The sequence below is a fragment of the Bacillus sp. HMF5848 genome (assembly GCF_003944835.1).
Lineage (GTDB): Bacteria > Bacillota > Bacilli > Bacillales > HMF5848 > HMF5848.
Genome location: NZ_RWIV01000001.1, coordinates 1,173,741 through 1,199,513, shown reverse-complemented (window position 1 = coordinate 1,199,513; position 25,773 = coordinate 1,173,741). Strand labels below are relative to the sequence as shown.

Here is a 25,773-nt window from a genome sequence, read left to right as displayed (position 1 = left end):
GCTTATATAAACAAGTTACGGTTTAATGAACTTACTACCTATTAACCTAACAAACTAGTTCTAACACTCTCGATAGGTGTGCATGACTGACGTTTCACCAGCTTATGTGGAACAATCACTCGTTTGGCCACCTCGCTCGGTGTTTCTATTTCTTCTATTAAAGATTTACCAGCTTGATAGCCTAGTTGGTAAATTTGGATATCAACGCTCGTTAATGGAGGGCGTGATATTTGTGATAATAAAATATTGTTAAACCCAACAAGTGAGATATCGTTAGGGATTGTTTTATCAATTTTATCTAATAAGTTTAGTACCCCGATTGCCATTAGGTCATCGGCTACTAATAGTGCAGTGGGTGGCTCTGGTAAGGCAAGTAACTCTTTCATTGCCTCTTGTCCGCCTTCTTCTAAAAACTCACCGTGAATGACATAGTCATCTACATACTCTATTCCAGCCTCGTGTAAAGCTTTTTTATAGCCAAGCATACGCTCAATCGTTACGACAAAGTTTGGACTACCGCCGATAAATCCGATGCGAGTATGTCCAAGTGATAGTAGGTAATCGGTTACCTCCATCGCAGCACCGTAATTGTCGTTATCGACGTACGATATAGTCTCTGCTCCTTTGTATGGCTTACCGATCATGACGAACGGAAAGTTTTCTTCAAATAAGAAATTAAGCACCGCATCATCCATTCTTGAATAAAGCAACACGATTCCGTCTACACGCTTGCCCTGTACCATTTTCAGTACACCATCGGCTATTTCTTTTTCGCTTTCACCAGTTGTAAAGTAAAGTGCATAATCATTGTCATGCGCACTTTTACTAATACCACGCAATACTTCAGGAAAGAACGGGTTTTGTAGTACCTTATCCGCTGAATTAGGCATTACCACCCCAATTGCCTGTGTAGATTGGTTTGCAAGACTGCGAGCAATCATATTAGGATGATACCCAAGCTCACGCATCGCTTCTCGAACGCGAACCTTTGTTTTTTCACTTATGCGTGGGTTATTGGCTATGACTCTTGATACAGTCGAAGGCGATACGTTTGCCACGCGCGCAACATCTTTTATAGTTACTGCCATACTTTCACCACCTCTCCATCTCTCAAGAAACGTGCTAGCGCCTCAATTAAAATCATGGAGCGATCTGCAAGTTTCTAGGAGAGCCGCCCGCTATCAACAAGCGGCTTCCAACCATTCTATTTATTAATTATCTCTATATTGAGCTCACTATCAATGGTAATGTTATCCTCGGCTCTACCACTATGCACAACAAGCTGGATTTGCTTCCATGCTGGTGTGTAAGATCCGTCTGAGCGAACTGACACTTTTACATTCGTTTCTTCCACATTGGCCTCAACGTATAGTTTCAAAAACTCACCGTTTTCATGAGCAAATGTCGTGCCATCATCCTCGTATAGAACCATTTCACTTCTACCAGCTTCAGACTTATAAAAGTGAAGTGTTAACGTTTCATTTTCAAAAGCAGTAGAAGATACTGCTTCACCGTGAGCGACAAAGCTTCCTTGTTTTACGAAAATAGGTAATACGTCTAAATCAGCCTCGACAAGGTGATGTTTGTTGCCTTCAAGTACTTCGTCTGTCCAATAGTTCACCCATTGTCCTTCTGGAAGGTACACAACACGATGCTTCACACTTGGTTGTAGGATTGGTGCAACGATAACATTGCTGCCGATCATAAACTGATCTGACAAATTAAATGTGTGTTCGTCCGTTGGATATTCTAACACAAGCGGACGCATCACAGGTAAGCCAGTTTGATTCGCTTCAGCAAATAATGAATATAGATGTGGCATCCATGTGTAACGCAGCTGAATGTACTTTTTAATAATAGCTTCATACTTTTCACCAAACGACCATGGCTCTTGGCGTAGTGTGTTAATCGCACTATGGTTACGGAAAAATGGAGTAAACGTTCCAACTTGTGTCCAGCGCGTTAACAGCTCGCCGTTCGAGTCATGTGCAAATCCTCCAACGTCAGGGCCTGTAAATGGTACGCCTGACATACCAAGATTCATACACATCGGAATTGATAACTGCAAGTGCTCCCAAAAACTGCGGTTGTCTCCAGTCCATACTGCCGCGTAGCGTTGTACACCGGCATATCCAGCTCTTGTAAGCAGGAATGGTCTACGACCTGCAAGCTGGTCTTTCATACCTTCATATGTGGCTTTCCCCATCATTAAGCCATATATATTATGAAGCTCACGATGAGTACGTGGATCGCCATCATAGTCGTGCATGACCTTTAAGTCCATCGTTTTTGTTTCATTAAAAATCGCTGGTTCATTCATATCGTTCCATATACCTTCAATACCAAGGTCGGTGTAGTACGCATGCTTTTCACCCCACCATTTACGAGCTCTTTCACTCGTAAAATCAGGGAATGCTGAATTGCCTGGCCACACTTCGCCAAAATATATGTTGCCTTCAAGGTACTTACAGAACATATCTTGGCGAACACCTTCTGCGTATGCTGGATACTCAGGGTCTTCTTTGACTCCTGGATCTACGATTGGTACGATACGAACACCGTCCGCACGCAATTCCTCTATTAATTTTTCAACAGTAGGAAAGCGATCGCGGTCAAATGTGAAAACACGGTAGCCATCCATATAGTGAATGTCTAAGTGTACGACATCTAACGGAATTCCTTTTTCTTTAAAAGTTTTTACAAGTTCACGAACTTCCGTCTCTGTTTCATAGCTATAACGCGATTGATGATACCCTAAAGCCCATTTCGGAGGGATTGGTGCACGCCCCGTTATGCTTGTATATTGCTCTAAAACGTGCTTTGGTTGTGGACCAGCCATGACATAATAATCAATCTGGCCGCCTTCCGCGCCAAACGAAAAAGAGTTCGTAGAGCTTTGCAAATCAAATGTTGATTTAAATGTATTATCAAAAAACAGTCCGTATGCCTTTCCTTCACGAAGTGTCATAAAAAACGGAATCGATTCGTACAGTGCATTCGTTTCTGGATTATGTGGTGCATACACATCGGTATTCCACATTTCAAGCTTATCACCACGTTTATCTAAAAAGCCTGTTTTTTCACCAAAGCCGTAAAAATGATCTTGTTCTGTCATTTCTTTGTAGCATATGACTTCTTTTGTTGGCTTGTAGCCCATACCTTTTTCTGACTCAGACACTATAACAGTGCCATTAGCATCTTCCACCGTTATACGTAAAGGCGATTTTTGTAGCACAACTTGAATTGCTGATGATGTAATCGTAGCAGCGTCATCAGTTTGTGTGACGTTGACCTCCACAGCATTTGGTTCTGAAATGACAGCAGGACTTGTTTTCCATGCCACTGACCCAAACGCATTCATAACAACTCGCACAATATCGTCTCGGTAAAAGCGAATGCCGATATTGGCAAACTCACAGCGTATAGTGGCGCCGTTTGCTGTTTCAGTGACTTCTAATACATTTCCTACATCGTGGTAGTCTGAATTTTGCAGTTTTTTGCTATGTCCTGGGTGTATAGCAAAACTCGTATCTTGTAGCATGACTAACCTCCACTAATTGTTCTTTCGTTTCCTAGCTAATAGTAAGCCTATTGCAAACATCAATACCGCAACAGCACCTAATAGAATAGGAATGATGTTACTAGCAGGTGCGTCTTTCACTAGAAAAATGTTAGACGTTTCTTGCTCCATAGAAATGCTATATCCATCGTTGTTAGCATTCACAGTTACTTCATTTAATAAGCTTATTAATTGCTTATCTTCACCAATGTCTTCTGCTGTCAACAAAGCCTCATGCGCTTCATCAGAATTGTTGATAACAACAAGCGCGACTTCGTTATCAAGTGTTCTTTTAAAAATGGAATAGCCGCCTTCTTCATATATAACGTCAAGCTCACCGCGACGAAGAACATCATGCTCTGAACGCGCCTTCGCGAGTTTACTTATATGTGTTTGCAGCTCTTCATTTACTTGCGTAAAATCCATCATTCGGCGATTATCAGGGTCATTGGCACCATCCATTGCAGCTTCTGTACCGTAATATATAATAGGAACACCAGGTGCTCCGTACATATAAGTCAGTGCAAGTTTCCAGCGCGTGACAGGATCCTGCCCTTTTTGTAAAGCTAATCGAGTAAAGCGCACATTGTCATGGTTATCAATAAAGTTCCCCATTAAAAATGGGTCTTCATAATATGCATTGTTTCTTTTCCAAATGTTTGCAAGTCCACCTAGTTTGTGATTAGGCTCTGCAAACACTTTTGTCATTTCATTAAATAATGGATAATCAACAAATCCATCAAGTGCGCCTTGATAGTTTGCGATATAGCGTGGATCATCGTGCCACACTTCTCCGAGTAAAAAGAAATCTTCTTTAACCGATTTTACTTCTTTTTCAAACTCTTCCCAGAAGTCCACCGGTACGTGTTTTACAGTATCTAGACGATACCCATCGATATCGGTTTCTGTAATCCACCATTTCGCCATATCTAGTAAGTATTGTCGTGTTTCAGGATTTTCTGTATTTAAATCAGGTAGCCCAAACAACCATCCGTTTTCAACCTCGTCTTGATTTGCCCAGTTAAAAATATCTTTTTTCTCATGGAACCAATCCGGCTTTTCTTGAATCCAAGGGTGTTGGTATCCTGTATGATTAACGACGATATCAAGAATAACCTTCATATCGCGTTTATGAGCTTCATCAACAATCTTTTTAAATTCATCAAGTGAGCCAAAATGTTCTTCCGTATCATAAAAATCTTCGTACCAGTAACCATGATAGCCACCTGGCTCGTTTTTATTGACCGGTGTTAACCATAAAGCTGTAAACCCCATATCCTTTAAATAGTCGAGCTTTTCAGTAATCCCTTGAAAGTCTCCACCATTATAGGCTTTAAGGTTATGTTCAAACACTTGATAATCATTGGTGGTATCGCCATTGTTAAATCGATCTACCATCATAAAATAAATGATTTCGTCCTGCCAAGCTCGTTCTTCTTTTTCAACTGCCTGCACGGATGCAACAGAATAAAAAAGAAGAAACGGTATTAGGAACAAACCAATTACTCGTTTACCCATCACCGCTTCCTCCTTTTCAAAGTCAAATATTATCCTTTTGTTCCTCCTGCTGTTAAGCCAGAAACAAAGTAACGTTGGAATGATAAGAATAGAATTGCGATCGGCACAGCGATTAGAACGGAACCAGCAGCGAATTCTGTAAATTCATTACCGAATTGGTCACTAATCAATTCGAATAAGCCAACAGCTAAAGTAAATTTCTCTTCACTACGTAAAAGTACGCGTGCGATAACGAAGTCACCAAATGGTGCAATGAACGTGAATAGAGCAACTACCGCGATAATTGGTCGAGCTAATGGCATAATAATCTGCCAGAAAATACGCAAATGACCTGCACCATCCATACGAGCTGACTCATCAAGATCCTTTGGAATCGTATCTAAGTAACCTTTCATTAAATACGTGTTCATTGGAATCTGTCCACCGATATAAATCAGAATTAAACCTAAATGCTTATCAATTAAGCCAGTCATTAATGCTAATACGAAAATCGCAATAAGAGCTGCAAAGTTCGGAATCATTTGTAGAATTAAGAAAGTCATTAATCCGTTTTTGCGTCCAACGAAACGATAACGTGAGAACGAATATGCTGTTAAACTCACGAGTATAACACTACCTAACATCGTTAGAATAGAAATTTTCAATGAATTCCAGTACCAATACAAATAGTTATTATTTTCAATGTCAAATAAATCTTTATAGTGTTTCAACGTTGCGTTTTCAGCAATGATTGATGAACCCGACAAACTGTTACCTGGGTTGAAAGATGAACCTACAATCCATAGGATTGGGTACAAAATAATAGCAAACATTAACAGTACAATTAAATACGAGAGTGTCAAACGAATGATTTTTTGCGTTTTAATATTCATATTACATCATATCCTCTTCTTGGAATGATTTTGTTCTTCTAAACTGCCATAACGCTACTGTAATTACAATTAATGATAGAAGCATTGTTACAGCAGCAGCCTTTGAGTATTGAGCAGACGTCATTGTTAATTCGTAAATCCACGAAATTAATATGTCTGTTCCACCGGCACTATTTTGTCCGGCAACTGCTGGGCCACCATCGTTGAATAAGAAGATAACGTTAAAGTTATTAAAGTTAAATGTGTATTGAGTGATTAAGATTGGTGCAATTGCGAACAACACTAATGGAAGTGTAATTGATCGGAATTTTTGCCAAGAAGTCGCACCATCAACCGTAGCAGCTTCATATAATTCATTCGGTATAGACTGCAATACACCTGTAGTCATTGCGAAAATGAATGGGAATCCTAACCACCCTTGAATTAAGATCAATGCTGTACGAGTCCAGAATTTATTAGTCATCCACGGTATGGGATCGATTCCAAAGGCTGCTAGTATGTCAAGATTTATCGCACCAAATGATTCGTTAAACATACCTGCGAACACTAAGATTGATACGAAAGCTGGTACTGCCCAAGGTAAAATAAATACAGTACGGATAATTGCTTTACCTTTAAGATCCTTTTGGTTTACTAAAATTGCTAATGCGATACCAATTGCTACCTGTAATGTAGTTGCACCAAATGTCCAAATTAATGTCCAACTTAATACTTTTAAGAACGTATCACGCCATAGTGGCATTGTTCCGATATCGATAAAGTTTTTCAAACCTACCCAGTCAACAAGCTTTGCTGGTGGTGAATGGTATAAATCATAGTTCGTAAAAGCAAGTAATATTACGAAAATGATTGGGAAGATAACTGTGAAGATTAATAAAATAAAGCCTGGTGTGATCATTAAGTATGGGAAACCGGCATCAATAACTGTTAAGTACTGCTCACGAAGCGTGTTAAGCTTATGTCCCATATCACGTTTTTTTCCATTTAAGTATGCATCTCGTAGGTTAAACAGTAGAAAGCCTACTCCTAAAATCGAAATGATAAGTGCCAGAATACCTTCAATTAGTAAGAAGATTGAGTGGTCACGTGGTACTTTCTCCCCTAGAGTAAACAGGCCCCATAAACCGATGTCTAACAGGTCTTTAAATACATATAAAAATGCACCTGTTAAAATTAAAAAGACTATTCCTTTTACGTATTGGCGATTATATAGCTGACCAACTCCAGGAATAATCGATAATCCAAGGGCCACTTTGCGGTGATTGGATTTGTAAAGTGTGTCTTCCATAATTAAGTCCCCTTTCAAGCATATCGCGAGGAAAATATTTTTTATTTTATTAGTCCGATTAGATGGTTCTAAGCGGAGGTTAGCATCCAACATGTTTAAGTAATGGATGGATGACAAACCTCCAGTTAGAACATTAATAAGGGTTGTTGGCAGCACCATTTGGTACTGCCAACACCTTTATTAATTAGTTAGAAGGATGGTTCGCTTCAATGTTTGCATTAATAGTAGCAACCGCTTCTTCTACTGCAGCCTTAGGCTCAGAATCTTGAAGAGCAACTAATTGTAATGCAGTAGCCATTGGTCCCCAAACTTCAGACATTTGTGGGATGTTTGGCATTGGAATTGCATATTGAGATTGAACTGCAACAGCAGCTGCACCTTCGTTCTCAGCAATAATTGGATCGTCGATTAAAGCTTTAACCGGAGGAATTTCACCAGTTAACTCAAAACGAATTTTTGCATTTTCAGCGTTTGTGATGTACTCAAGTAACTTAGTTGACCATTCAGGATGCTTCGTGAATGAAGTCAAGTGCCAGCCTTTAACACCCATGAATGTTGTTGGGTGCTCACCGTTTGGAAGTGTTGGCATTGGAGCAGCACCATAGTCGATACCAGCATCTTTAAGACCTTGGAATGCCCATGGACCATCCATAGTGTAAGCAACTTTACCTTCGTTCATAAGACCTTCCTTAGTAGAACCACCGTTTTCACCGATGATACCGTTAGGGAATAAACCTTCAGCATACCATTTTTGGATATACTCAGCACCTTGAACAGCGCCTTCGTTAGCTAAACCAACGTCTTTAGGATCTAAAGTACCGTCGTTGTTTTTGAATACATAAGCACCATAACCACCAAGGATTGCATGACCAAAGTAGTAGTTATCCCAAAGTGCTAAGAAACCAAACTTGTCAGTTCCGTTAGTGAATTCTTTAGAGAAATTGTAAAGCTCTTCGAAAGTTGCAACTGGCTCACCATCAACTAGAGCTTTGTTATAAATAAGGATTGGTGTTTCAGTTGCTTTTGGTAAACCATAAAGCACACCGTTATAAGTTTGTGCTGATAAAGAAGATTCTGTGAATGTGTCAAGAACTTCTTGGCCAGACTTAACTTCTTGAATTAAACCTTCAACTACAACTTGACCGATTTGGTCATGTGGAAGAGTTACGATGTCTGGGCCTGTACCAGCTGGTCCGTCAAGACGAAGTTGGTTGCGGATTTCTTCAGCCATACCTAACTCTCTGTATTCTACTTTAATTCCGAATTCTTCTTCGAACGCTTTAATAGCTGGCTCTAATGCCACGCCTTTTTTAGTGTCTTCCCAAACTACTAATTTTTCAGGCTTTTCTGGCATACCATCATCAGTAGTAGCCGTTTCATCAGTACCTGCGTTGTCAGTTGTTGTCTCTCCAGTAGCGTTGTTGTCTTGTGCCGGCTCTTCGTCTGGTCCACAAGCTGCTAACGCTCCTAGTACAAGAACCATGATCATCAATAATGATAGGATTCTTTTCAAGGTGACCCCTCCTATATAGAAAAAATATTATTTTGTGTTTTGCTCAAACGATTGCACATGCTACTAAAAATAAAAGGTTACTAGATTTGAATTTGCAAACGATTACAGTATGCATTCAAAAAAATAACTCTCGCATTTTTCGTATGTATGTGAAAACGGTTGCGCAAATTACATTTTTATATTACACCGTAAAAAAAGGTTTTGCAACCCTAATTTTTTTTGTTACGAAATTTGCCTTATTTTCAAGTATGGCGCCACATCCTTCTAATAAAGAGGATTTTAACAAGTCATAAAAATCTAAAAAATTTTGTTTCAAAGATTTCTGCTTACTCGTAAAAAGGACACAATTAAAAATCTCTCTTATTGATTTCTCATGTATTTATATTATGCTTTTGTTTTTATACGATATTCATCAGTTTGTGAATGAATTTTCGCAAGTAAAGTTATATTAAAATAGGATGTGTGGGGACGGTTCTTATTCTGCCATCGCAGAATAAGAACCGTCCCCATGTATCCTACAATGTTAATTTTTATTGAATTAAGTTATGAAACGGTTGACATAATGATAAAGATTGAATACGCTTTATACATTATAAACGAGGTGCAACCGGTTGCATTATTCATAAAACTGGATGCATTTTTTTGAAAGAGAGGAAAAGATTTTATGATCAAAGAAGCAATCTATCATCGCCCGAAGAATAATTTTGCTTATGCGTATGATAAAGAAACATTACATATTCGTATCCGTACAAAAAAGAATGATGTAGACACTGTTAACTTAATCCATGGAGATCCATATGAGTGGGCTGACGGTAGTTGGCAATACGAAACGGCTCCTATGAGTAAAACAGGACAGGATGGCTTGTATGATTATTGGTTTATTGCTATTAAACCACCATACCGTCGTTTACGCTACGGCTTTGAGCTTATTAGCGGCGATGAAACAGCAGTACTAACAGAAAAAGGCTTTTATGATGAAGTGCCTAACGATGATACAGCTTATTTCTATTGCTTCCCTTACATTAACCCTGTTGATGTGTTTCAAGCTCCTGAATGGGCGAAAGATGTTGTTTGGTATCAAATTTTTCCTGAGCGTTTTGGCAATGGAGACAAAAGTAATGACCCAGAAGGTGCTCTAGAATGGGGCAGTGCGGATCCAACACCGCAAAACTTCTTTGGTGGAGATTTCCAAGGTGTGATCGACAATATTGATTACTTAGTTGATTTAGGTGTGACCGGTCTTTATTTCACACCAATTTTCAAAGCATACTCTAACCATAAATATGACACGATTGATTATATGGAGATTGATCCTCAATTTGGCGATAAAGAAAAATTAAAAGAGCTAGTGCAAGTTTGTCACGATAGAGGCCTTAAAGTGATGCTTGATGCTGTGTTTAATCATAGCGGCTACTATTTCCCACAATTCCAAGATGTGTTAGAAAAAGGAGAAAACTCTCCGTATACAAATTGGTTCCACCTTTGGGATTTCCCAATTCAAACGGAGCCACGTCCAAATTATGATACGTTTGCTTTTGAAAAAAATATGCCTAAGCTTAACACAGAAAACCCGGAAGTTCGTGATTATTTATTAGAAGTAGGTCGCTATTGGGTTCGCGAATTTAACATCGATGGCTGGCGTTTAGATGTGGCGAATGAAGTTGATCATGCATTCTGGCGTGATTTCCGTAAGGCTGTTAAAGAAGTGCGTGACGATGTTTATATTTTAGGTGAAATTTGGCACGACTCTATGCCATGGTTACAAGGCGATCAATTTGACGCTGTAATGAACTATCCATTTACAAATGGCGCCCTTCGTTTCTTTGCAAAAGATGATATTCGTGCAGAAAAATTCAGCAATATTATCACGGAAGTATTGCATTCATACCCAGTTAACGTAAATGAAGTTCAGTTTAATTTACTTGATAGCCATGACACACCACGTATTTTGACCCTTTGTGGTAATAGTAAGGAAAAAGTGAAGCTATTGTACGTATTCCAGCTGTCATTCCTAGGTGCACCATGTATTTACTACGGTGACGAAATCGGCATGGCTGGTGGACAAGACCCTGGTTGTCGTGCGTGTATGATTTGGGAGGAAGAGCACCAAGACCGGGACATGTTCTACCATACTCAAAAGCTGTTAAAGCTTCGTAAAGAAGAACCTGCTTTCGGTAACAGAGGTACATTTGAGTTTGTCGAAGCGAACGATGAGTTGAATTATGTAGTATATCGTAAAAACTATGAGCAAGATTCAATTTACTTTGTTTTAAACAACTCAGATCGCGATATTGAAGCAACGTTACCACTTGATGTGAAAAATAAAACATTAACAAACTTATGGACTGGTGAATCACTATCAACTGCAGCTGATCAGTTAGTTGCACACCTTCCTGCATATGGATTTGCAATATATAAAGTAAATGATCTAGTAGGATAAACTAGAAGCGCACACTTCGTTTTTCGATTTTAAGCGCTGCATCAAAAAACACGTTAGGCTCGGATCTAGCGTGTTTTTGTGCTTTTCTAGAGTATTATTTACTGAGTGTCGGAGTAATCCTTACTTACACCCTATCTAAGACTATATCCTAACACATATAAAAGCTGCCTCAACGCTTGAGGCAGCTCCTTTTGGTGATTAGTTAGTTCTTCTATTCTCTAATTCTTCAATTGTTTCTACTTCATCTTCAAAAATCTCTGTCCCCATTAAGTATGAAATAACACGTGGTAATTGGATGTTTTCAAGTAATCCAACAAAATGATCTGCTCCTACTCCATATGCATATAATGGTACTTCAACACCAGAGTGGTTACGCGTGCCCCATGTGATGTAAGCGTGGTTAGATACAACTGTTCCTAACACGTTAGGTACATCGTAATACCCGTTCCAGTTTACAGAAGTGATTAACTCAACGTCATCCGCTGTTAAGTCAAACCCATAATACGGAGCCGTTACTTTGTTCACATGTAATAAATAAGCAGTCGTTAATTCAGGCTTATCTTTTGATGTACCAATAGCAACATCATAGCCAAATAAACGGAATAAATCTTTAACATTCATATAATTCTTGCTTTCCTCTTGATCAAGGAATAAATCAAATGCTACCATTTCGTTGCCTTGCTTAACAACCTTGTCAGCTAGATTAAATGTAACAGACATACCTTCAGCATTAATTGTTGCTTGCTTTGTTTTAGAATCATACTCAAGCTCACCATTCATTTGAGCAACTGCATCACGGATATGAATATAGTATTCACCATCAACTTCTTTACCATTTTCTAAAGAAATTTTTGTTGCGCTCTCGTGTAAGGCTCTTGCTACTGTATTATTACTAGCTTTAATGCTTTTTAAAACTTCAATATTATCAGCATAGCCGCCATGTGTTGACCCGATAACCATACCACCAGTTTCGTGGTCTCCTACAATGACAACTAATGTTTCTTTATCTTCTTTAGCAAATTCTAATGCAACATCAACAGCTTTTTCAAACTCTAATACATCATGGATAGCTGCAGTTGGATCGTTACCATGACCTGCCCAGTCAATTTGGCTACCTTCTACCATTAAGAAAAATCCGTCTTCGTCTTTTTGTAATACATCAATAGCGAATTCTGTCATGTCTGAAAGGCTTGGTTGTTCTTCGTCTACTCTATCAATTTCATATGTTAAAGCAGCTTTTGCAAATAACCCTAGTACTTTATTGCTTGATACGTCAGCCATTTCTGATTTTGTTGTTATGTAGTCATATCCAGCTGCTTTTGCTTCTTCTACAAGATTACGCTCTGGTTGCTTTCCACCCTCAGATTGTAAAGTGAACATATCTTGGCCACCACCAAGGATTACGTCAACATTATTAATATATTGTTGAGCAAGCGCCACTTCGTTCCCGCGAGATGCATCATGTGATACAAATACAGCAGGTGTAGCATGAGTAATGCGAGAAGTTGCAACTAATCCAGTCGCTTTTCCATCGTTACGAGCACCATCAAGGATTGAATCCGGCTCTGTTCCATCAGGTGTTACTGAAATCTTACCATTATCAGTTTTGTAACCTGTTGCCATTGCTGTTCCAGCAGCCGCTGAATCTGTAACGCTTGTATTAGCAGAATATGTTTTCATTAAACCTTTTACATATTTTTCAAAGCTTAATTCTTCGCCTTTGTAAAGTCTTGCTGCTGTTAAGTAGCTAGCACCTAATCCATCTGGAATCATTAAAATAACATTTTTAGCTGTCCCTTTTTCAGCTGCACTCGCTGCAGGTGAAAATAATGACATAATCAACACAAATGCTAAAACTACAATCTGAAGCTGTTTTAGTTTTTTCAAAATATTGTTCCTCCCTCTTAAATTCATTACTCTACTAAGTTACCAGCTAAAAGTTAATAGAATGTTAGGGTAATTTTAAGACTTTATAAACATTTGTAAATTTTTCTATAATTACCAAACGTCTTTACGAAACGCCTTAAAGTTAGCAAACGACGCTAATCCGTTTTATAATGAAACTGAGAGGATGTGAACACTTTGTGGCAGCAATGGATATATCGTTTATTTTTACTATGGTTTAGTGTTGGTGTTGTTCTTGTAGGTTTCGACCTTTTACCTCCGTACTTGGAATGGGCGAATCTCGTTTTCCTCGTATTGACTGGTGTGCTTGCTATCATTTATTTTCTAAAAAGCTTTGGCCTTGTGAAGGGCTGGATTATAAGCACCATTATTTTCGTAGTTTCAATGAGTGTCGAGCATATCGGTACAGTTTACGGTGTGTTCTTTGGGAATTACACATACAACGATGACTTTGGCTTAAAACTATTTGATGTACCGGTCGCGATAGGATTTGCTTGGTTAATGGTCATAGGATCTAGCCATGCGATTGTGGAACGTCTTTTTAGCAATAAGGCTGTTCTTTTAAAAATTTTAATCGGCGCGGGTTTATCTGTTGGTATGGATTTAATCTTGGATCCTGTGTCCGCTGTCGTTAAAGAATATTGGATTTGGAACCAAGGTGGACTATATTACGACATTCCTTTTTCTAATTTTGCTGGTTGGTTTGTGTTAGCGGCTCTGTTTTTTATAGTAGTTTATTTATTTCGTAGTGAGTCGCTGGACCTGGACTGGCAACGACGGTTGTTTACGGTGTATGTACTAGTGACATGTATGTTTGCCTTTATTGGATTATTGAACGGTTTATGGCTTGCATCATTTTTCTCCTCTGTTATACTCATCGTCTTGCTCGGAATGAGGGTCTTTTATGCTAGAAGCTAAAAAGGACGGTCTGTTTGAAAATCTATTTTTTATATATAATTCGTTTTTGCTGAAACGCTCTTTTGAAAAAATTCTCGTTCATGTTGAGGAAATGCCGAAGGCCCCTTACGTTTGTGTGCTCAATCACAGCTCGTGGTGGGATGGGCTGCTGTTGTTTCAGTTGAATAAAAAAATATTAGAAACGGATATGCATGCGATGATGTCGGAAAAAGGGCTACTGAGTTACCCTTTTTTCAGAAAGCTCGGAGGTTTCTCTATTAATCAGCAAAAGCCTAAAGATATTATTAAATCATTTTCTTATGCTAGTGCATTATTAGACGAAGGTCGCAGCGTAAGTATTTTCCCACAAGGAGATGAACGGCACTTAGAACAGCGTCCATTACAATTTCTACCCGGAATAGCCTATTTACTTGAGCGACAACCATCAGTACATGTTGTGCCTGTTTCGTTTTATTATTCGTTTGGTCATGTAAAAAAACCAAGTGCCTACGTTACAATTGGAAAAGCGGTCCATGCTAAACAGTTTTTAGCCGGTACACGCAAAGAGAATACATATGAACTGGAAGCACATGTCACCGAACAGCTAGATCATTTACGAGATATTGTGATCACTGAAAACTATGATTATTTCACGAGGCGTTTGTAATGAGTGTAATTGTTATGATTTATGTCGGGTTAGTCGGTTGGACTATTATCAATTCATTGTTTCTAGTTCCTTTCAGCGGACGTAATGATAGGAAGAGTAATAGTGCGAGTACCCCGGGGCGAGAGCGGTTTGTCGATCGCCCCCTTGTTTCTTTGCTTGTCCCGATGCGTAACGAAGAGGCGAATGTAGATGATCTACTTGAGTCGGTGCGTCAGTTAACATACCCAAATTTGGAAGTGCTGCTACTTGATGATCGCTCTACAGATGAGACAAATAAGTTATTACAGCAATCAGAATTTACAATTTTAAAAGGTGAGGAGCTTCCTCGAGACTGGATAGGTAAATCATATGCATGCCACCAGTTAGCACATCGTGCCAACGGAGACTATTTGCTTTTTATCGATGCAGATGTCAGGCTGCAACCTGATGTAGTAGAACGCGCACTTGACGTTTCGCAACATTATAATGCGGGCTTAGTGACAGGCTTTCCATCATTTCCTGTATCAACTTGGCTCAGCCGGCTACTTGTGCCAATGCAGCACTTTATTGTATTACTTCACTTACCCATATGGCTCGCAAATAAAAATATGTTTCCCGCAGCAACAGCTGCACACGGAGCATTCATGTTTTTCAAACGGAATGCCTATGAAGCGATTGGTGGACACGCGTCTGTAAAAAGCTCGCTTGTCGAGGATGTCCACATTGCTCGTAACATGAAGCATGCCGGTTATAAAGTTATGTTAGCAAATGTAAGTCGACATGTGGCGTGCCATATGTATAATTCAAACCGTGACACATGGGAAGGCTTTTCGAAAAATATTTTTAATGGTATCGGTCGGTCTTGGATACTAGCTATTATGTTGATTGGCTTTTACACGTTAGTTTTTGTTGGTCCTCTTCTGTTAGCTTTAATAGCGCCCTTATACGGCTGGATGGACCCCTTATATGGCTGGATTTATGTAGTGCCACTTTTACTAACAATTCTGCTGCGTGCGTTTGTAGATTGGCGCATGAATACCGGTGGACTTTCGTCATTTTGGTTTATCCCTTTTTCTGCAGCAGTCATGGTTATTTTACTAATAGTTGCAATGTGGCGCAGTATAAGAAAACAAGCGATAACTTGGAAAGGCCGCGAGTATTACTAAGGGATGATTTGTATTGAAGAGGTCATTTTAAGCGTTGCAAGATACGTGTGGGGCGTGTGGTTCAGATGTGAACCGAGAGTGCGTATTAATTTATGTTGCTGCTTATTTATAAATAACTTGATGGAGGTTTTTTAATGAAAGTCATTGTTATTGGTGCTGGTTTAGGAGGGTTATCGACGGCCATTACCCTTGCCAATTTAGGGCATTCTGTTGAGATTTTTGAAAAAAACGAACATGTTGGTGGCAAGCTTATGGAGGTTACTAGTAACAATGGATTTCGTTTTGACTTCGGACCTAACACCATCACGATGCCACAAATATTTAAGCAAGTCATTGAACAAACAGGCGAACGTGCGGAAGATTATTTTGAGCTAGTTAAATTAGACCGACATACACGAAATATTTTTGCAGATGGCACGAGCTTTGATTTTTCGAGTAATAAAGAAGTTATGTTATCGCAGTTGAAGTCGCTAGATCCTCATGGGTTTAAGAATTTAGAGCGGTTTTTAAGGGAGGTGCGTCAGCTTTATAACATTGCTGAGCACGAATTTTTCCCGAAAATCTTTTCATCTTTACCTGACTTTCTTTCACCGCGATTAAGCAGAGCTTTTATGAGGGTGCGCCCTTTTCAAACATTAGACAGCTTCTTTCGCATCTTTTTTAAAAACGAACAAGTTATTCAAGCCTTCAATCGCTATGCCACATACATTGGCTCTTCACCTTATTTAACACCGGCAACATTCGCGTTGATTGCTCATTTAGAGTTAAATCAAGGTGTGTATTATGTAAAAGGTGGTAATTATAACATAGCCCGCGGCTTTGAAAAGGTGGCCAAGAAGCTCGGCGTAAAAATTCACACCTCTACTTCTATTAAGGAAGTACTTGTGGAGAACCGACAGGCAGTGGGAGTTTTGTTGGAAAATGGTGAAAAAGTAGGGGCTGACGCCGTGATTGCGAATGCGGACTTGCTGACAACGTATCAACGGCTCATTCCGGAGGTCCACCGTCCAAGCTTTCCAGATAGTAAAATCTTTAAATATGATCCTTCGATATCCGCGTTTGTTATTTTGGCAGGCGTGTCTAAACAGTTCGATAAATTACTGCATCACAATGTATATTTTTCAAGCAATTATAAACGTGAATTCACTGAAATTTTTAAAGAAAAGATATACAGTGATGACCCAACGATTTACATTTGTAATTCTGCATTTACTGATAGCACGGCGGCCATTGAAGGCGGCTCAAACTTATTCATATTAGTAAACGCACCCGCGTTACGAAAAGAGAACGGTTTACAAGTGAATCCAGAACACTACAAAAACATCATTTACGATAAGTTACAGGAGCAAGGGCTCGATATCCGCTCACACCTTTCGTACGAGCGCGTTATTACACCTTCTGACATTGCTTCGAGCTTCGCCGCCTTCCGCGGCGCTCTATATGGCATATCATCGAACCACCGAACCGACGCCTTCTTCCGTCCAAGCAACGTGAGCCCCGATGTCCGCGGTTTATACTTCGTCGGCGGTACCACCCACCCCGGCGGCGGCTCACCGATGGTCACACTCGGCGGCTTGAACGTCGGAAAGTATGTCGATCGAAAGCACGGAAAGGTTGGGGTGAGGTGATGGGGTGTGCGGGCTGACTTTTTACTGTAAATCATTAAATTAAGGCACAAGCTTTCTTTAAGTCTTGTGTTTTTTCTTATTAATAAACTAAGTAATAATGATTAAATGCTAATCGTGCAGCACCATTACTTTTTCGGAGCATCCAAAGTTAAATAATATTTTGATGACGGGGGTATGAACTTTCTATTGTTTAACTCGATTATTCCGTTGTAACCATGCTTGCTCACACCAGGTTATGTATGATTTTGCCTGGTCTTCAATTGACCCAGAGAAAATATTCAGTATAGGGGACATTGTTAATAGTCTAGGGCTTTTTTGTTGTATGTCATAGTAGTATTTATAACTTGAGTATTGGTAATGATGTGGATTATAAACAACGTTGTGCCTTGTGGGGTTAAAGTGAACATAACTACTCGTTAATAATAACGATGAATTATCTATAACTTCTTTTGCAAAAAATCGTTTCTCATATAGAGGTCCTTTTCGGTTATATTGTTTATTGTAGTAGTTTGAGTATTGTTTTTTTATCTGTCCTATGAGGTTCGAAATGTGGTAATGTGGGGTTTGAATAATTAGATGAAAGTGGTTTCTCATTAAACAATATGAACAAATAATAACGTTATGTTTTTTAGTAGATAAATATAATATATTCAAAAATCTATAGTAATCCTCCTCTGTTTTGAATAAGTATCTTTCTATCGACCTACTTGTGATGTGATAAAAACTCATAGGTTGATACAACCTTGGATTTCTCGGCATTTTTATCCCTCCTTTGCATATACATTTTAAAAAATAGTTAGTATTTTGGCAATATTAGTTAACGATTTGTCAAAATATATATAAAATTGTCGGTGCCTGGCACCGACAATTGACGACAAATTATGCACCCTTGATATTACTAGATTGTTACAACCCTCATTTTTGAGCGTGCCAGGCACCTACAAACCTCGACTTCAAACAACATAATTCGACATGAAAAGCCCCATAATTTTTATCATTTAATGCTAGAAACTCTACCAAATATCGTCATAACGTTATTTTTTCTTAGAATTCCGTTAGTAAAATGTAATATCGCTCAGATTACCATAAAAAACACAAACACCCCACGGATGTTTGTGTTTTTTCAAGTTCGCTGCCAATTCAACTCAACCACGCCCCTAAAACTGGCTAGTTGCAATCCACCTATCTTTCGTTTATCTCTGTGCTTTCAAAAGTTATAACCCAGTCACACTCCTACATCTGCGCCAACAACTTCGCTTTCGTTGCTGAGCTAACGAAGTTGCGGTTAGAGAAGACATTGTAGTGGTTTTTGCGTATCTCATCTAAGATAGAACGGTAGAGAATACCAGCTCCTTTGACTGGTGTGCGTGAATATAACGGATATTCACCTAAATCTTCAAAGCTCTGCGCGTATAACTCCTCTGCGATATTAGCTAGGTGCTCCCATACGTGCACAAATGGGGCATTTACCACGCGAGAATGCAAATCTCCTTCGCTGTATCGGTACTGTAACGAAACATCCTTTGGTATATACACGCGACCTCGTTCTAAATCTTCTCCGATATCGCGTAAAATATTTGTCAGTTGCATTGCTAAGCCTAGTTTGATGGCACTTTCTCGTAGTCTATCAAATTTCCCAGGAGCGAGAACTGGCAATAGCATTAACCCTACCGTACTAGCAACGTGATAGGAGTAATCAAGAACCTCATTTAGCGTTTCATATTCTTTTTTTACTAAATCAAAGCTTTGGCCTTTAATCATGTCATGAAATGCTTGTTCATTCATGTCATATGATTGAAAAACATCCTGCAAAGCTACCCACATGACATTGTCGTTCGGTAGCTGGCCTGAAAGAAATGTATTAAAGTCGTGTTCAAATTGTTGCAACCCTTCTAGTGGCTGCTCACCCTCATCGACAATATCATCTACTGTACGGCAAAAAGCGTAAATGGCCCATACAGCTCGCTTTTGTTTCGCAGGTAAAAAAGAAAATGCTTTATAAAATGTCTTTGAATTCTCTTTAATGATTGCCTCGCAAATATCATAAGCATGTTTTAACTTATCCAAATTCCCACTCCTTTCGTAAGAAACTTTATCGGGTCGGTCCCACACGACTTATCGTTATATACCTACCCCAGCATACGACTTATCGCTATCAACTTACTCCAACCTACAATATCCGATTATATTCCTACCCCAGCATACTTCTTACCGGTTATCTACTTATTTCGGCGTATTGCTGTTGAATACTCTGACTATATTTTGAAGCTTCCTCCGCACATAGCATCGCGCCTTGCATTACAATGGGGATGCCTCCTCCAGGGTGAATCGAGGCACCGACTGCGAATAAATTGTCAATGTCATATGGCTTCACTTGTGGGCGAAATACGCCTGATTGAAAGAGAGTTGGTGCAATGCCGAAGCTACCGCCAGCAAACAATCCATCGCGAGCCGAATCTTGAGGGGTACGCACCTCAAGCCATTCTATTGCACCTCGTAAGCCAGGAAAGCCTTTTGTTTCAGCTTCTTGTAAAATTTGATCAACTAATCTATCCTTTTGAGATTCCCAATCTATATGGTCACCTGATGGAACCGGCACAAGCATATACATGACACCTTTGCCCGCTGGTGCTAGGCTGTCATCTATAATCGAAGGATGAAACGTATAAAAAGATGGATTTTCAGGTATTTGTTTTTTTATAAAAATATCAGTCATCGTCTGTTCAAAGTTGTCCGGCAAGAAGAATTGATGTACGTTGTTATCCTTGTAGACTTTATCAATCCCCATGTATAGAAGTAAACATCCTGATGATGGGGTGAACTTCCGCTCCGAACCTGAACGTTTTTTCAATAGTTTACTTGCAATTGGAAAATCGCCGTTCAATATAACACTATCAAACTCATAAAGTCGATTATCACTCACGACGCCTGTCGCGACATCCCCTTCAACGACGACTTCATCTACTTGTGTTTTAGTGTAAATGATTGCTCCTTTTGCCTCAAGTGTATCGTGCAGTACTTTCACGAGACTTGCATATCCACCTTTTACATAGTAAATGCCGTGTGCATGCTCACTATAAGAGATTAAGTTGTACATAGCAGGAGTGGCATAGGGATTTCCACCAATATAAAGAGTTTGTAATGAATATGCCAGTCGTAATTGTTCATTATCAAAGTAACTTTTTAGAAATTGATCTGCTGTTTGGTATGCTTTTAGCTTAAGCATCGCTTTTAAGTTTTTTGTCGTCCAAAAATCACTTTTACGAATAAATTGCTTTTTTAAAAAAGCTGGGTGACCGATAGAAAATCGCTGTTCCATATCTTTCATAAAGCGACTAAACCCATTACTTTGACCTGGAAACACTCGCTCTATTTCAGCAAGTTGCTCATCAAGGTTGGCTCTTTTCGTAAAAGTATTACCGTCGGCAAATTGAATAGAGTACAATGGGTCACACGCTTGTAACGAATATTGATCTATAGATACACCCGCTGCCTGTAAAATATCTCGAAGCATGTCAGGTAGGAGGACAATAGTAGGGCCTTGATCAATCCGATATCCTTCATGTTCAACATAGCGTAACCGTCCACCTAACCTATCAGACTTCTCAAATATCGTAACATCATACCCTTTTTCTAGGAGTAACAAACCGGTTATCATACCACCGACACCGCCTCCGACTATCCCGACTCTCATATGCTCACCCCATTCCACATTAAATTGCGGCTGATTTTTGTGCCGGTAACGCTGGCACTATAAGTGTTTCTTTACCGTCTTCGCCTAATATACCGTTCGTTGTTATTCTTGCAGATTCAAGAATAGTAGGAAGTCCGCTACCAGGATGTGTGCCACCACCTACAAGCCAGCAATTTTTTAGCTCTTCAAATTTATTGTGAGGGCGGAATGCCATCATCTGCGATAAGTTATGACCAAGGTTAAAGGTTGCACCTTGATATACATGAATATCATGCTGCCAATTAAGCGGCGTCAATATTTTTTCGACTTCAATATGCGCTTCAAGGTTTTTAAATTCCGTCCGCGCTTCAATCGTATCTAGCACTAATCTACGAAATGCTTGTTTATGCGTCTCCCAATCTAGTTCGCTAAAGTTGTTTGGTGCGGGTGCTAATATATATAGGCCGGACTTGCCTGGAGGTGCCAATGTTGAATCCGTTACAACTGGATTTTGAATATAAATCGACAGATCATCTGGAAGCTCCATGCTACCTGTTATTTTTTCTACAAAAGTACGATAATCTTTAGAAAAAACAATCGTATGGTGCGGCAACTCGTATTGCTTATCTAGACCGACATACATCATAAATGTCGAACATGAATACTTTTTCTTCGCGAGCTTTTCTGGTGTATATTTCTTCAGTACACCTGGTTCAACTAGATTTGTCATCACATGGGCAAAGTCACCATTTATTACAACTTTGTCTGCTGCCACATTCTCTCCATTTTCTAGACAAACACCTTTCACGACGCCCTTTTCAATCCATAGCTTGTCGACACCATTATTTAAATGTATTTTCCCACCATACTCTTCCACTACTTTAGCCATAGCATGTGGTAGTTGATTTACCCCACCGATTGGGTGGTAAATTCCATATGCGTGTTCCATATATGATAAAATAGAGAAAGCACCAGGGCATTCCCATGGACTCATGCCTAAGTATTTTGACTGAAATGTAAATGCGAGCTTTAAGTTTTCATCTGTAAAAAAGTCACTTAATACATCATATAGACTCTTTGTTAAGGACAACTGTGGTAATGCTTTTAACACACGTGGTGACACATATGATAGTAACGATTCCATGCGTGATTGCAAAATAGGCGTTAAGCGAGCCATTTTCTTTTCTGTTTCTTGTAAAAATTTTTCGTAACCGGCTCCGTTTCCTGGAAACAGTTCTTCTATTCTAGTTTTCATCTTCTCTTGATTTCGTGTCATTACAAGAGAAGAATTTTCAAAATGCAGTTCATACATATCTACTAATTCTTTTAAATCTAAATAATCATGCACACTCCGTCCACTCGCTTCAAATAATTCCTCGACGATATGAGGCATACTGAGGAAAGTGGGACCAACATCAAACGTAAAATCACCGAGTTGAAGTGCGGCATTACGTCCACCTATGTAAGGTTGTTTTTCATATACATCGACTTGATATCCCTGACTTGCCAGTAACATTGCTGCTGCTAATCCCCCTGGACCAGCTCCCAGCACGACTATTCGACTTGTCATACTTACGCCCCTCTTCGTTATACAATAGTTATACAAATATTGTACATTAAAAAAATTAAAAACACCAATATAATCTCTCACATTTAGAAAATAAAAAAGTGACACTGTTTCAAAAAATTGTAAGGACATGATGAGTTTATTACTACAGCATACGTCTAAACTTCCAAATACGTATGCTATCCAGCTTAACCATACATTTCAATAGCGCAAGGCTCTCGTCTTACAATACCCTAGAAGGCTTTAATTTAAAGCATACTTCTCTAAACACAAAAAAAGGACGACGCATCGCCCTTTTAAATAAACCTTATTCTACCACATTTTATTTGAAACCTATTATGCTAAGACATTTATTCGAATCATCCTATTATGCTAAGACATTTACTCGAATCGTACCTACTATGCTACAACATTTATTTTTATGAAACACACATTTCTAAAGCATTTATTTTTATCATACCTACACTATTCTACAACATTTATATTATATTCCTTGAACCATACGTGAATTTGACCTAAGTGTGCAATTAGTTGCGGACCTGTCATGAGCTGCCCAAACCATGGAACTGTAAAGGCATTACCATTTGATTGTATGATGTCTTTTAATTGCTTGTGATCTAAAAATTCGTAAAGCGCAGAGTTTTTATCCTCTAATAAGCCGTTAACCCACTTTTTTACCGCTTCAGTGTAAGCTGGGTTGTGTGTTTTCGGGTACGGGCTTTTTTTGCGATACAGGACATCATCAGGTAAGATTCCTTCTAAAGCTCTGCGAAGTATACCTTTTTCACGGTTACCGTGCATTTTCATCTCCCATGGAATATTCCATACGTATTCAACTAGACGATGATCTGCAAACGGAACACGCACTTCCAAACTAGCTCCCATACTCATACGATCCTTACGATCTAACAATGTAGTCATAAACCATTGCATATTTAAATAAAATAACTGCCGACGAAACGTTTCAAGCTGAGATTCGCCATCTAACACAGGTGTCTCTTTTATTGTTTTGTCATACTTATCTTTTACATATTCATGAATATTGAGCTTCTTTTGCCAGCTATTCTGCAGTAATTGAACACGCTGATCGGTTGAACGCATCCATGGAAATCCGCCACGTTGCAAATCTTCTGGACGATGAAACCACGGGTATCCTCCGAAAATTTCATCGGCACACTCACCTGATAAGCCTACGACGAAGTTCTTTTTAATTTCATTGCAAAACCACAACAACGATGAATCCACATCCGCCATGCCCGGTTGGTCACGAACAAGAACGGCTTCATGTAAGTAATCTGCTAACGCTTGCTGTGTGATCACCGCATTATGATGAACTGTTTGAAACTCGTTTGACATTTTCTCTATCCACGGAGCATCTGAATTAGGCTGAAAGTCATTCGCTTTAAAGAATTTGTCATTATCCTCGTAGTCTATTGAATACGTGTGAAGTGGCCCTTTCCCTTCATTTGCAAAAACATGTGCGGCTATGGCCGTAATGGCACTCGAATCCACACCACCAGACAAAAATGTACAAACTGGCACGTCTGATACAAGCTGGCGTGTGACTGCATCTTTCACTAAAAATCGAACTCGTTCTGTCGTTTCATCTAACGAGTCGGTATGTTGTTTACTTACAACATCCCAATAGCGCCATACTTTAAAACCAGATGTCTTAGAAAAACTCATCGCATGTGCAGGGCGTAACTCTTCTATTCCACGAAATAAACCATGCCCAGGCGAACGAGATGGCCCAAGCCCAAATATTTCTGCTAAACCTTCATATCCTACTTCCGACTTTACATCTCGATGTGCTAATATCGCTTTTAATTCAGACGCAAACAATAACTGTCCATCTGACTTTTTATAAAACAATGGTTTTACACCTAAGCGATCACGAGCTAAAAATACTTTTTCTTGCTTTTCATCCCAAACGGCAAAAGCAAAAATTCCATTTAAATAGTCCACACATTGCTCCTGCCACTCTATATATGATAATAGTAGCACTTCTGTATCTGAGTGCCCTTGGAATGTATAGCCGCGTTTGCGAAGCTCTTTACGGATGTCCTCTGTATTGTATAGCTCTCCGTTGTAGCAAATGGTGTAGGAAGTTGAGAGCTTATCTCGCGTCATCGGCTGCTTACCACCTGCAGGGTCTACTACGATAAGTCGTTTATGACCGAATGCAGCGTGAGTCGTTGTCCACGTATTCGTATCATCTGGGCCACGTTTAGTAAGAGTTTCGGCCATCTTATTTAGCTGTGGGTGCTCATGAGTTAAATTTTGATTAAAGTCGATCCAGCCAGTTATGCCACACATATATATCAACTCTCCTTTGCATTCGAAAACATATATATATAACTATGCAAACTAAGCTTTTCCCATGAACGAAAATATAACATGAATGAAACATGTTGTTTTTGGTAAAAAAGAGAATAAGTCCTACACATCGCATCGCAAGATCAAAACATATAATATTTGAGGTGACCACCAATGAATTCACAGCATAGATCAAGCATGCGCCAGGAGCAACCTCGCGCCTATACGACAGGGACAGTAGAGTTTATTAATGATGAGTGGATTTTTTTTGATGAAGAAACAGATGAGGCATTTCTTTTGGAGGATATCGCCCATGTTCATATTGAAGTATTAAAAAATGGGTGGTTAAAAGGGGAGTTAAAGGAAAAAGGAAGAGTCATTTTAGCTAAGTCGATTTATCGTTTACAAAATGGAGATATGGTACGTATTCAAAAAGCACTGCTACATAGCTATGATTGCTGGCTTGAGCAGTTAGATGATTCGACTTTTTATCAATTCATCTCTTCTTTAAATCAACTCGGCTATTCAATGTATGATTGTATATACTGTCATAATCAGCTTCTGTATAGCCAAACGCCCAAAACCGGACGTGGAGTTAATTTTTTAATATTTGATAATGAGGAATCGATTTGCTCCATGCACCATCATTATAATTTTAATGAATCCCCTCCCATTATACGATTTGAATTTACTGAAAGTCATGGTCATCGTATGCTAAGAACCATTTACAACTGGAACGATGACGGTATTGAAGATTCAGGATGAGCTTACATATAGCTCATCCT

The 25,773-nt window shown here is 39.2% G+C and carries 18 protein-coding genes; 6 read left to right on the top strand and 12 right to left on the bottom strand.

Features of this window, described 5'->3' with window-relative positions:
* Window positions 1-41: 41 nt before the first annotated feature.
* The 6 genes from EJF36_RS05750 to EJF36_RS05725 form a co-directional block, all read right to left on the bottom strand.
* Window positions 42-1,088 carry a LacI family DNA-binding transcriptional regulator gene (locus EJF36_RS05750; protein WP_125905402.1) on the bottom strand — a complete coding sequence of 349 codons (1,047 nt, stop codon included), beginning with the start codon at window positions 1,086-1,088 and terminating at the stop codon, window positions 42-44.
* A gap of 116 nt (window positions 1,089-1,204) precedes the next feature.
* The gene (locus EJF36_RS05745) at window positions 1,205-3,541 is read right to left on the bottom strand and encodes a glycoside hydrolase family 31 protein (protein WP_125905401.1); all 2,337 of its coding nucleotides are present in this window, start codon (window positions 3,539-3,541) and stop codon (window positions 1,205-1,207) included.
* Window positions 3,542-3,553: 12 nt separating this feature from the next.
* Window positions 3,554-5,077 (bottom strand): alpha-amylase family glycosyl hydrolase, encoded by a 1,524-nt coding sequence (locus tag EJF36_RS05740; protein ID WP_125905400.1) that lies wholly within the window; start codon window positions 5,075-5,077, stop codon window positions 3,554-3,556.
* Between the two features lie 29 nt (window positions 5,078-5,106).
* Window positions 5,107-5,949: a sugar ABC transporter permease gene (locus EJF36_RS05735; RefSeq protein ID WP_125905399.1), complete on the bottom strand. Its 843-nt coding sequence runs from the start codon at window positions 5,947-5,949 to the stop codon at window positions 5,107-5,109.
* A 1-nt stretch (window position 5,950) separates the two neighbouring features.
* Window positions 5,951-7,237 (bottom strand): carbohydrate ABC transporter permease, encoded by a 1,287-nt coding sequence (locus EJF36_RS05730; protein ID WP_125905398.1) that lies wholly within the window; start codon window positions 7,235-7,237, stop codon window positions 5,951-5,953.
* A gap of 184 nt (window positions 7,238-7,421) precedes the next feature.
* On the bottom strand, window positions 7,422-8,750 hold the full coding sequence (locus tag EJF36_RS05725) for an extracellular solute-binding protein (protein WP_125905397.1): 1,329 nt from the start codon (window positions 8,748-8,750) through the stop codon (window positions 7,422-7,424).
* Window positions 8,751-9,414: 664 nt separating this feature from the next.
* Here EJF36_RS05725 and EJF36_RS05720 point away from each other — a divergent pair.
* A complete protein-coding gene (locus EJF36_RS05720; protein ID WP_125905396.1) occupies window positions 9,415-11,190 on the top strand; it encodes an alpha-glycosidase in 1,776 nt (591 codons plus the stop codon).
* Between the two features lie 198 nt (window positions 11,191-11,388).
* On the opposite strand, the gene EJF36_RS05715 is transcribed toward EJF36_RS05720, so the two are convergent.
* Window positions 11,389-13,077: an alkaline phosphatase gene (locus EJF36_RS05715; RefSeq protein WP_260471837.1), complete on the bottom strand. Its 1,689-nt coding sequence runs from the start codon at window positions 13,075-13,077 to the stop codon at window positions 11,389-11,391.
* Between the two features lie 195 nt (window positions 13,078-13,272).
* Here EJF36_RS05715 and EJF36_RS05710 point away from each other — a divergent pair, with 195 nt between their 5' ends.
* The 4 genes from EJF36_RS05710 to EJF36_RS05695 all read left to right on the top strand — a co-directional run bounded on the left by EJF36_RS05710 (window position 13,273) and on the right by EJF36_RS05695 (window position 17,432).
* Window positions 13,273-14,013 carry a carotenoid biosynthesis protein gene (locus tag EJF36_RS05710; protein ID WP_185806821.1) on the top strand — a complete coding sequence of 247 codons (741 nt, stop codon included), beginning with the start codon at window positions 13,273-13,275 and terminating at the stop codon, window positions 14,011-14,013.
* Window positions 14,000-14,659: a lysophospholipid acyltransferase family protein gene (locus EJF36_RS05705; RefSeq protein WP_125905394.1), complete on the top strand. Its 660-nt coding sequence runs from the start codon at window positions 14,000-14,002 to the stop codon at window positions 14,657-14,659. Before EJF36_RS05710 ends, EJF36_RS05705 begins: the two co-directional genes overlap by 14 nt.
* The gene (locus EJF36_RS05700; RefSeq protein ID WP_125905393.1) at window positions 14,659-15,804 is read left to right on the top strand and encodes a glycosyltransferase family 2 protein; all 1,146 of its coding nucleotides are present in this window, start codon (window positions 14,659-14,661) and stop codon (window positions 15,802-15,804) included. Before EJF36_RS05705 ends, EJF36_RS05700 begins: the two co-directional genes overlap by 1 nt.
* Before the next feature lie 134 nt (window positions 15,805-15,938).
* A complete protein-coding gene (locus EJF36_RS05695; protein WP_125905392.1) occupies window positions 15,939-17,432 on the top strand; it encodes a phytoene desaturase family protein in 1,494 nt (497 codons plus the stop codon).
* A 183-nt stretch (window positions 17,433-17,615) separates the two neighbouring features.
* Here EJF36_RS05695 and EJF36_RS22145 read toward each other — a convergent pair whose 3' ends face one another.
* From EJF36_RS22145 to asnB, 5 genes are all read right to left on the bottom strand, one after another.
* Window positions 17,616-18,161: a transposase gene (locus EJF36_RS22145; RefSeq protein WP_395940621.1), complete on the bottom strand. Its 546-nt coding sequence runs from the start codon at window positions 18,159-18,161 to the stop codon at window positions 17,616-17,618.
* A 504-nt stretch (window positions 18,162-18,665) separates the two neighbouring features.
* Entirely contained in the window at window positions 18,666-19,499 is an 834-nt protein-coding gene (locus tag EJF36_RS05685; RefSeq protein ID WP_125905390.1) for a phytoene/squalene synthase family protein, read from the bottom strand.
* Between the two features lie 148 nt (window positions 19,500-19,647).
* Window positions 19,648-21,126 carry a phytoene desaturase family protein gene (locus EJF36_RS05680; RefSeq protein WP_125905389.1) on the bottom strand — a complete coding sequence of 493 codons (1,479 nt, stop codon included), beginning with the start codon at window positions 21,124-21,126 and terminating at the stop codon, window positions 19,648-19,650.
* Between the two features lie 19 nt (window positions 21,127-21,145).
* Window positions 21,146-22,675 carry a phytoene desaturase family protein gene (locus EJF36_RS05675; protein WP_125905388.1) on the bottom strand — a complete coding sequence of 510 codons (1,530 nt, stop codon included), beginning with the start codon at window positions 22,673-22,675 and terminating at the stop codon, window positions 21,146-21,148.
* 462 nt (window positions 22,676-23,137) lie between these two features.
* Complete coding sequence (asnB, locus tag EJF36_RS05670) at window positions 23,138-24,988, bottom strand: asparagine synthase (glutamine-hydrolyzing) (protein WP_125905387.1); 1,851 nt, start codon at window positions 24,986-24,988, stop codon at window positions 23,138-23,140.
* Window positions 24,989-25,162: 174 nt separating this feature from the next.
* On the opposite strand from asnB, the gene EJF36_RS05665 reads away from it, so the two are divergent.
* The gene (locus EJF36_RS05665) at window positions 25,163-25,753 is read left to right on the top strand and encodes a DUF2777 domain-containing protein (RefSeq protein ID WP_260471836.1); all 591 of its coding nucleotides are present in this window, start codon (window positions 25,163-25,165) and stop codon (window positions 25,751-25,753) included.
* Window positions 25,754-25,773: the final 20 nt, after the last annotated feature.

What these genes read in the sequence shown, in the direction of transcription:
- EJF36_RS05750 (WP_125905402.1), bottom strand. Translation starts at nt 1,088, where the DNA reads ATGGCAGTAACTATAAAAGATGTTGCGCGCGTGGCAAACGTATCGCCT.
- EJF36_RS05745 (WP_125905401.1), bottom strand. Translation starts at nt 3,541, where the DNA reads ATGCTACAAGATACGAGTTTTGCTATACACCCAGGACATAGCAAAAAA.
- EJF36_RS05740 (WP_125905400.1), bottom strand. Translation starts at nt 5,077, where the DNA reads ATGGGTAAACGAGTAATTGGTTTGTTCCTAATACCGTTTCTTCTTTTT.
- EJF36_RS05735 (WP_125905399.1), bottom strand. Translation starts at nt 5,949, where the DNA reads ATGAATATTAAAACGCAAAAAATCATTCGTTTGACACTCTCGTATTTA.
- EJF36_RS05730 (WP_125905398.1), bottom strand. Translation starts at nt 7,237, where the DNA reads ATGGAAGACACACTTTACAAATCCAATCACCGCAAAGTGGCCCTTGGA.
- EJF36_RS05720 (WP_125905396.1), top strand. Translation starts at nt 9,415, where the DNA reads ATGATCAAAGAAGCAATCTATCATCGCCCGAAGAATAATTTTGCTTAT.
- EJF36_RS05705 (WP_125905394.1), top strand. Translation starts at nt 14,000, where the DNA reads ATGCTAGAAGCTAAAAAGGACGGTCTGTTTGAAAATCTATTTTTTATA.
- EJF36_RS05700 (WP_125905393.1), top strand. Translation starts at nt 14,659, where the DNA reads ATGAGTGTAATTGTTATGATTTATGTCGGGTTAGTCGGTTGGACTATT.
- EJF36_RS05695 (WP_125905392.1), top strand. Translation starts at nt 15,939, where the DNA reads ATGAAAGTCATTGTTATTGGTGCTGGTTTAGGAGGGTTATCGACGGCC.
- EJF36_RS22145 (WP_395940621.1), bottom strand. Translation starts at nt 18,161, where the DNA reads ATGAGTTTTTATCACATCACAAGTAGGTCGATAGAAAGATACTTATTC.
- EJF36_RS05680 (WP_125905389.1), bottom strand. Translation starts at nt 21,126, where the DNA reads ATGAGAGTCGGGATAGTCGGAGGCGGTGTCGGTGGTATGATAACCGGT.
- EJF36_RS05675 (WP_125905388.1), bottom strand. Translation starts at nt 22,675, where the DNA reads ATGACAAGTCGAATAGTCGTGCTGGGAGCTGGTCCAGGGGGATTAGCA.
- asnB (WP_125905387.1), bottom strand. Translation starts at nt 24,988, where the DNA reads ATGTGTGGCATAACTGGCTGGATCGACTTTAATCAAAATTTAACTCAT.
- EJF36_RS05665 (WP_260471836.1), top strand. Translation starts at nt 25,163, where the DNA reads ATGAATTCACAGCATAGATCAAGCATGCGCCAGGAGCAACCTCGCGCC.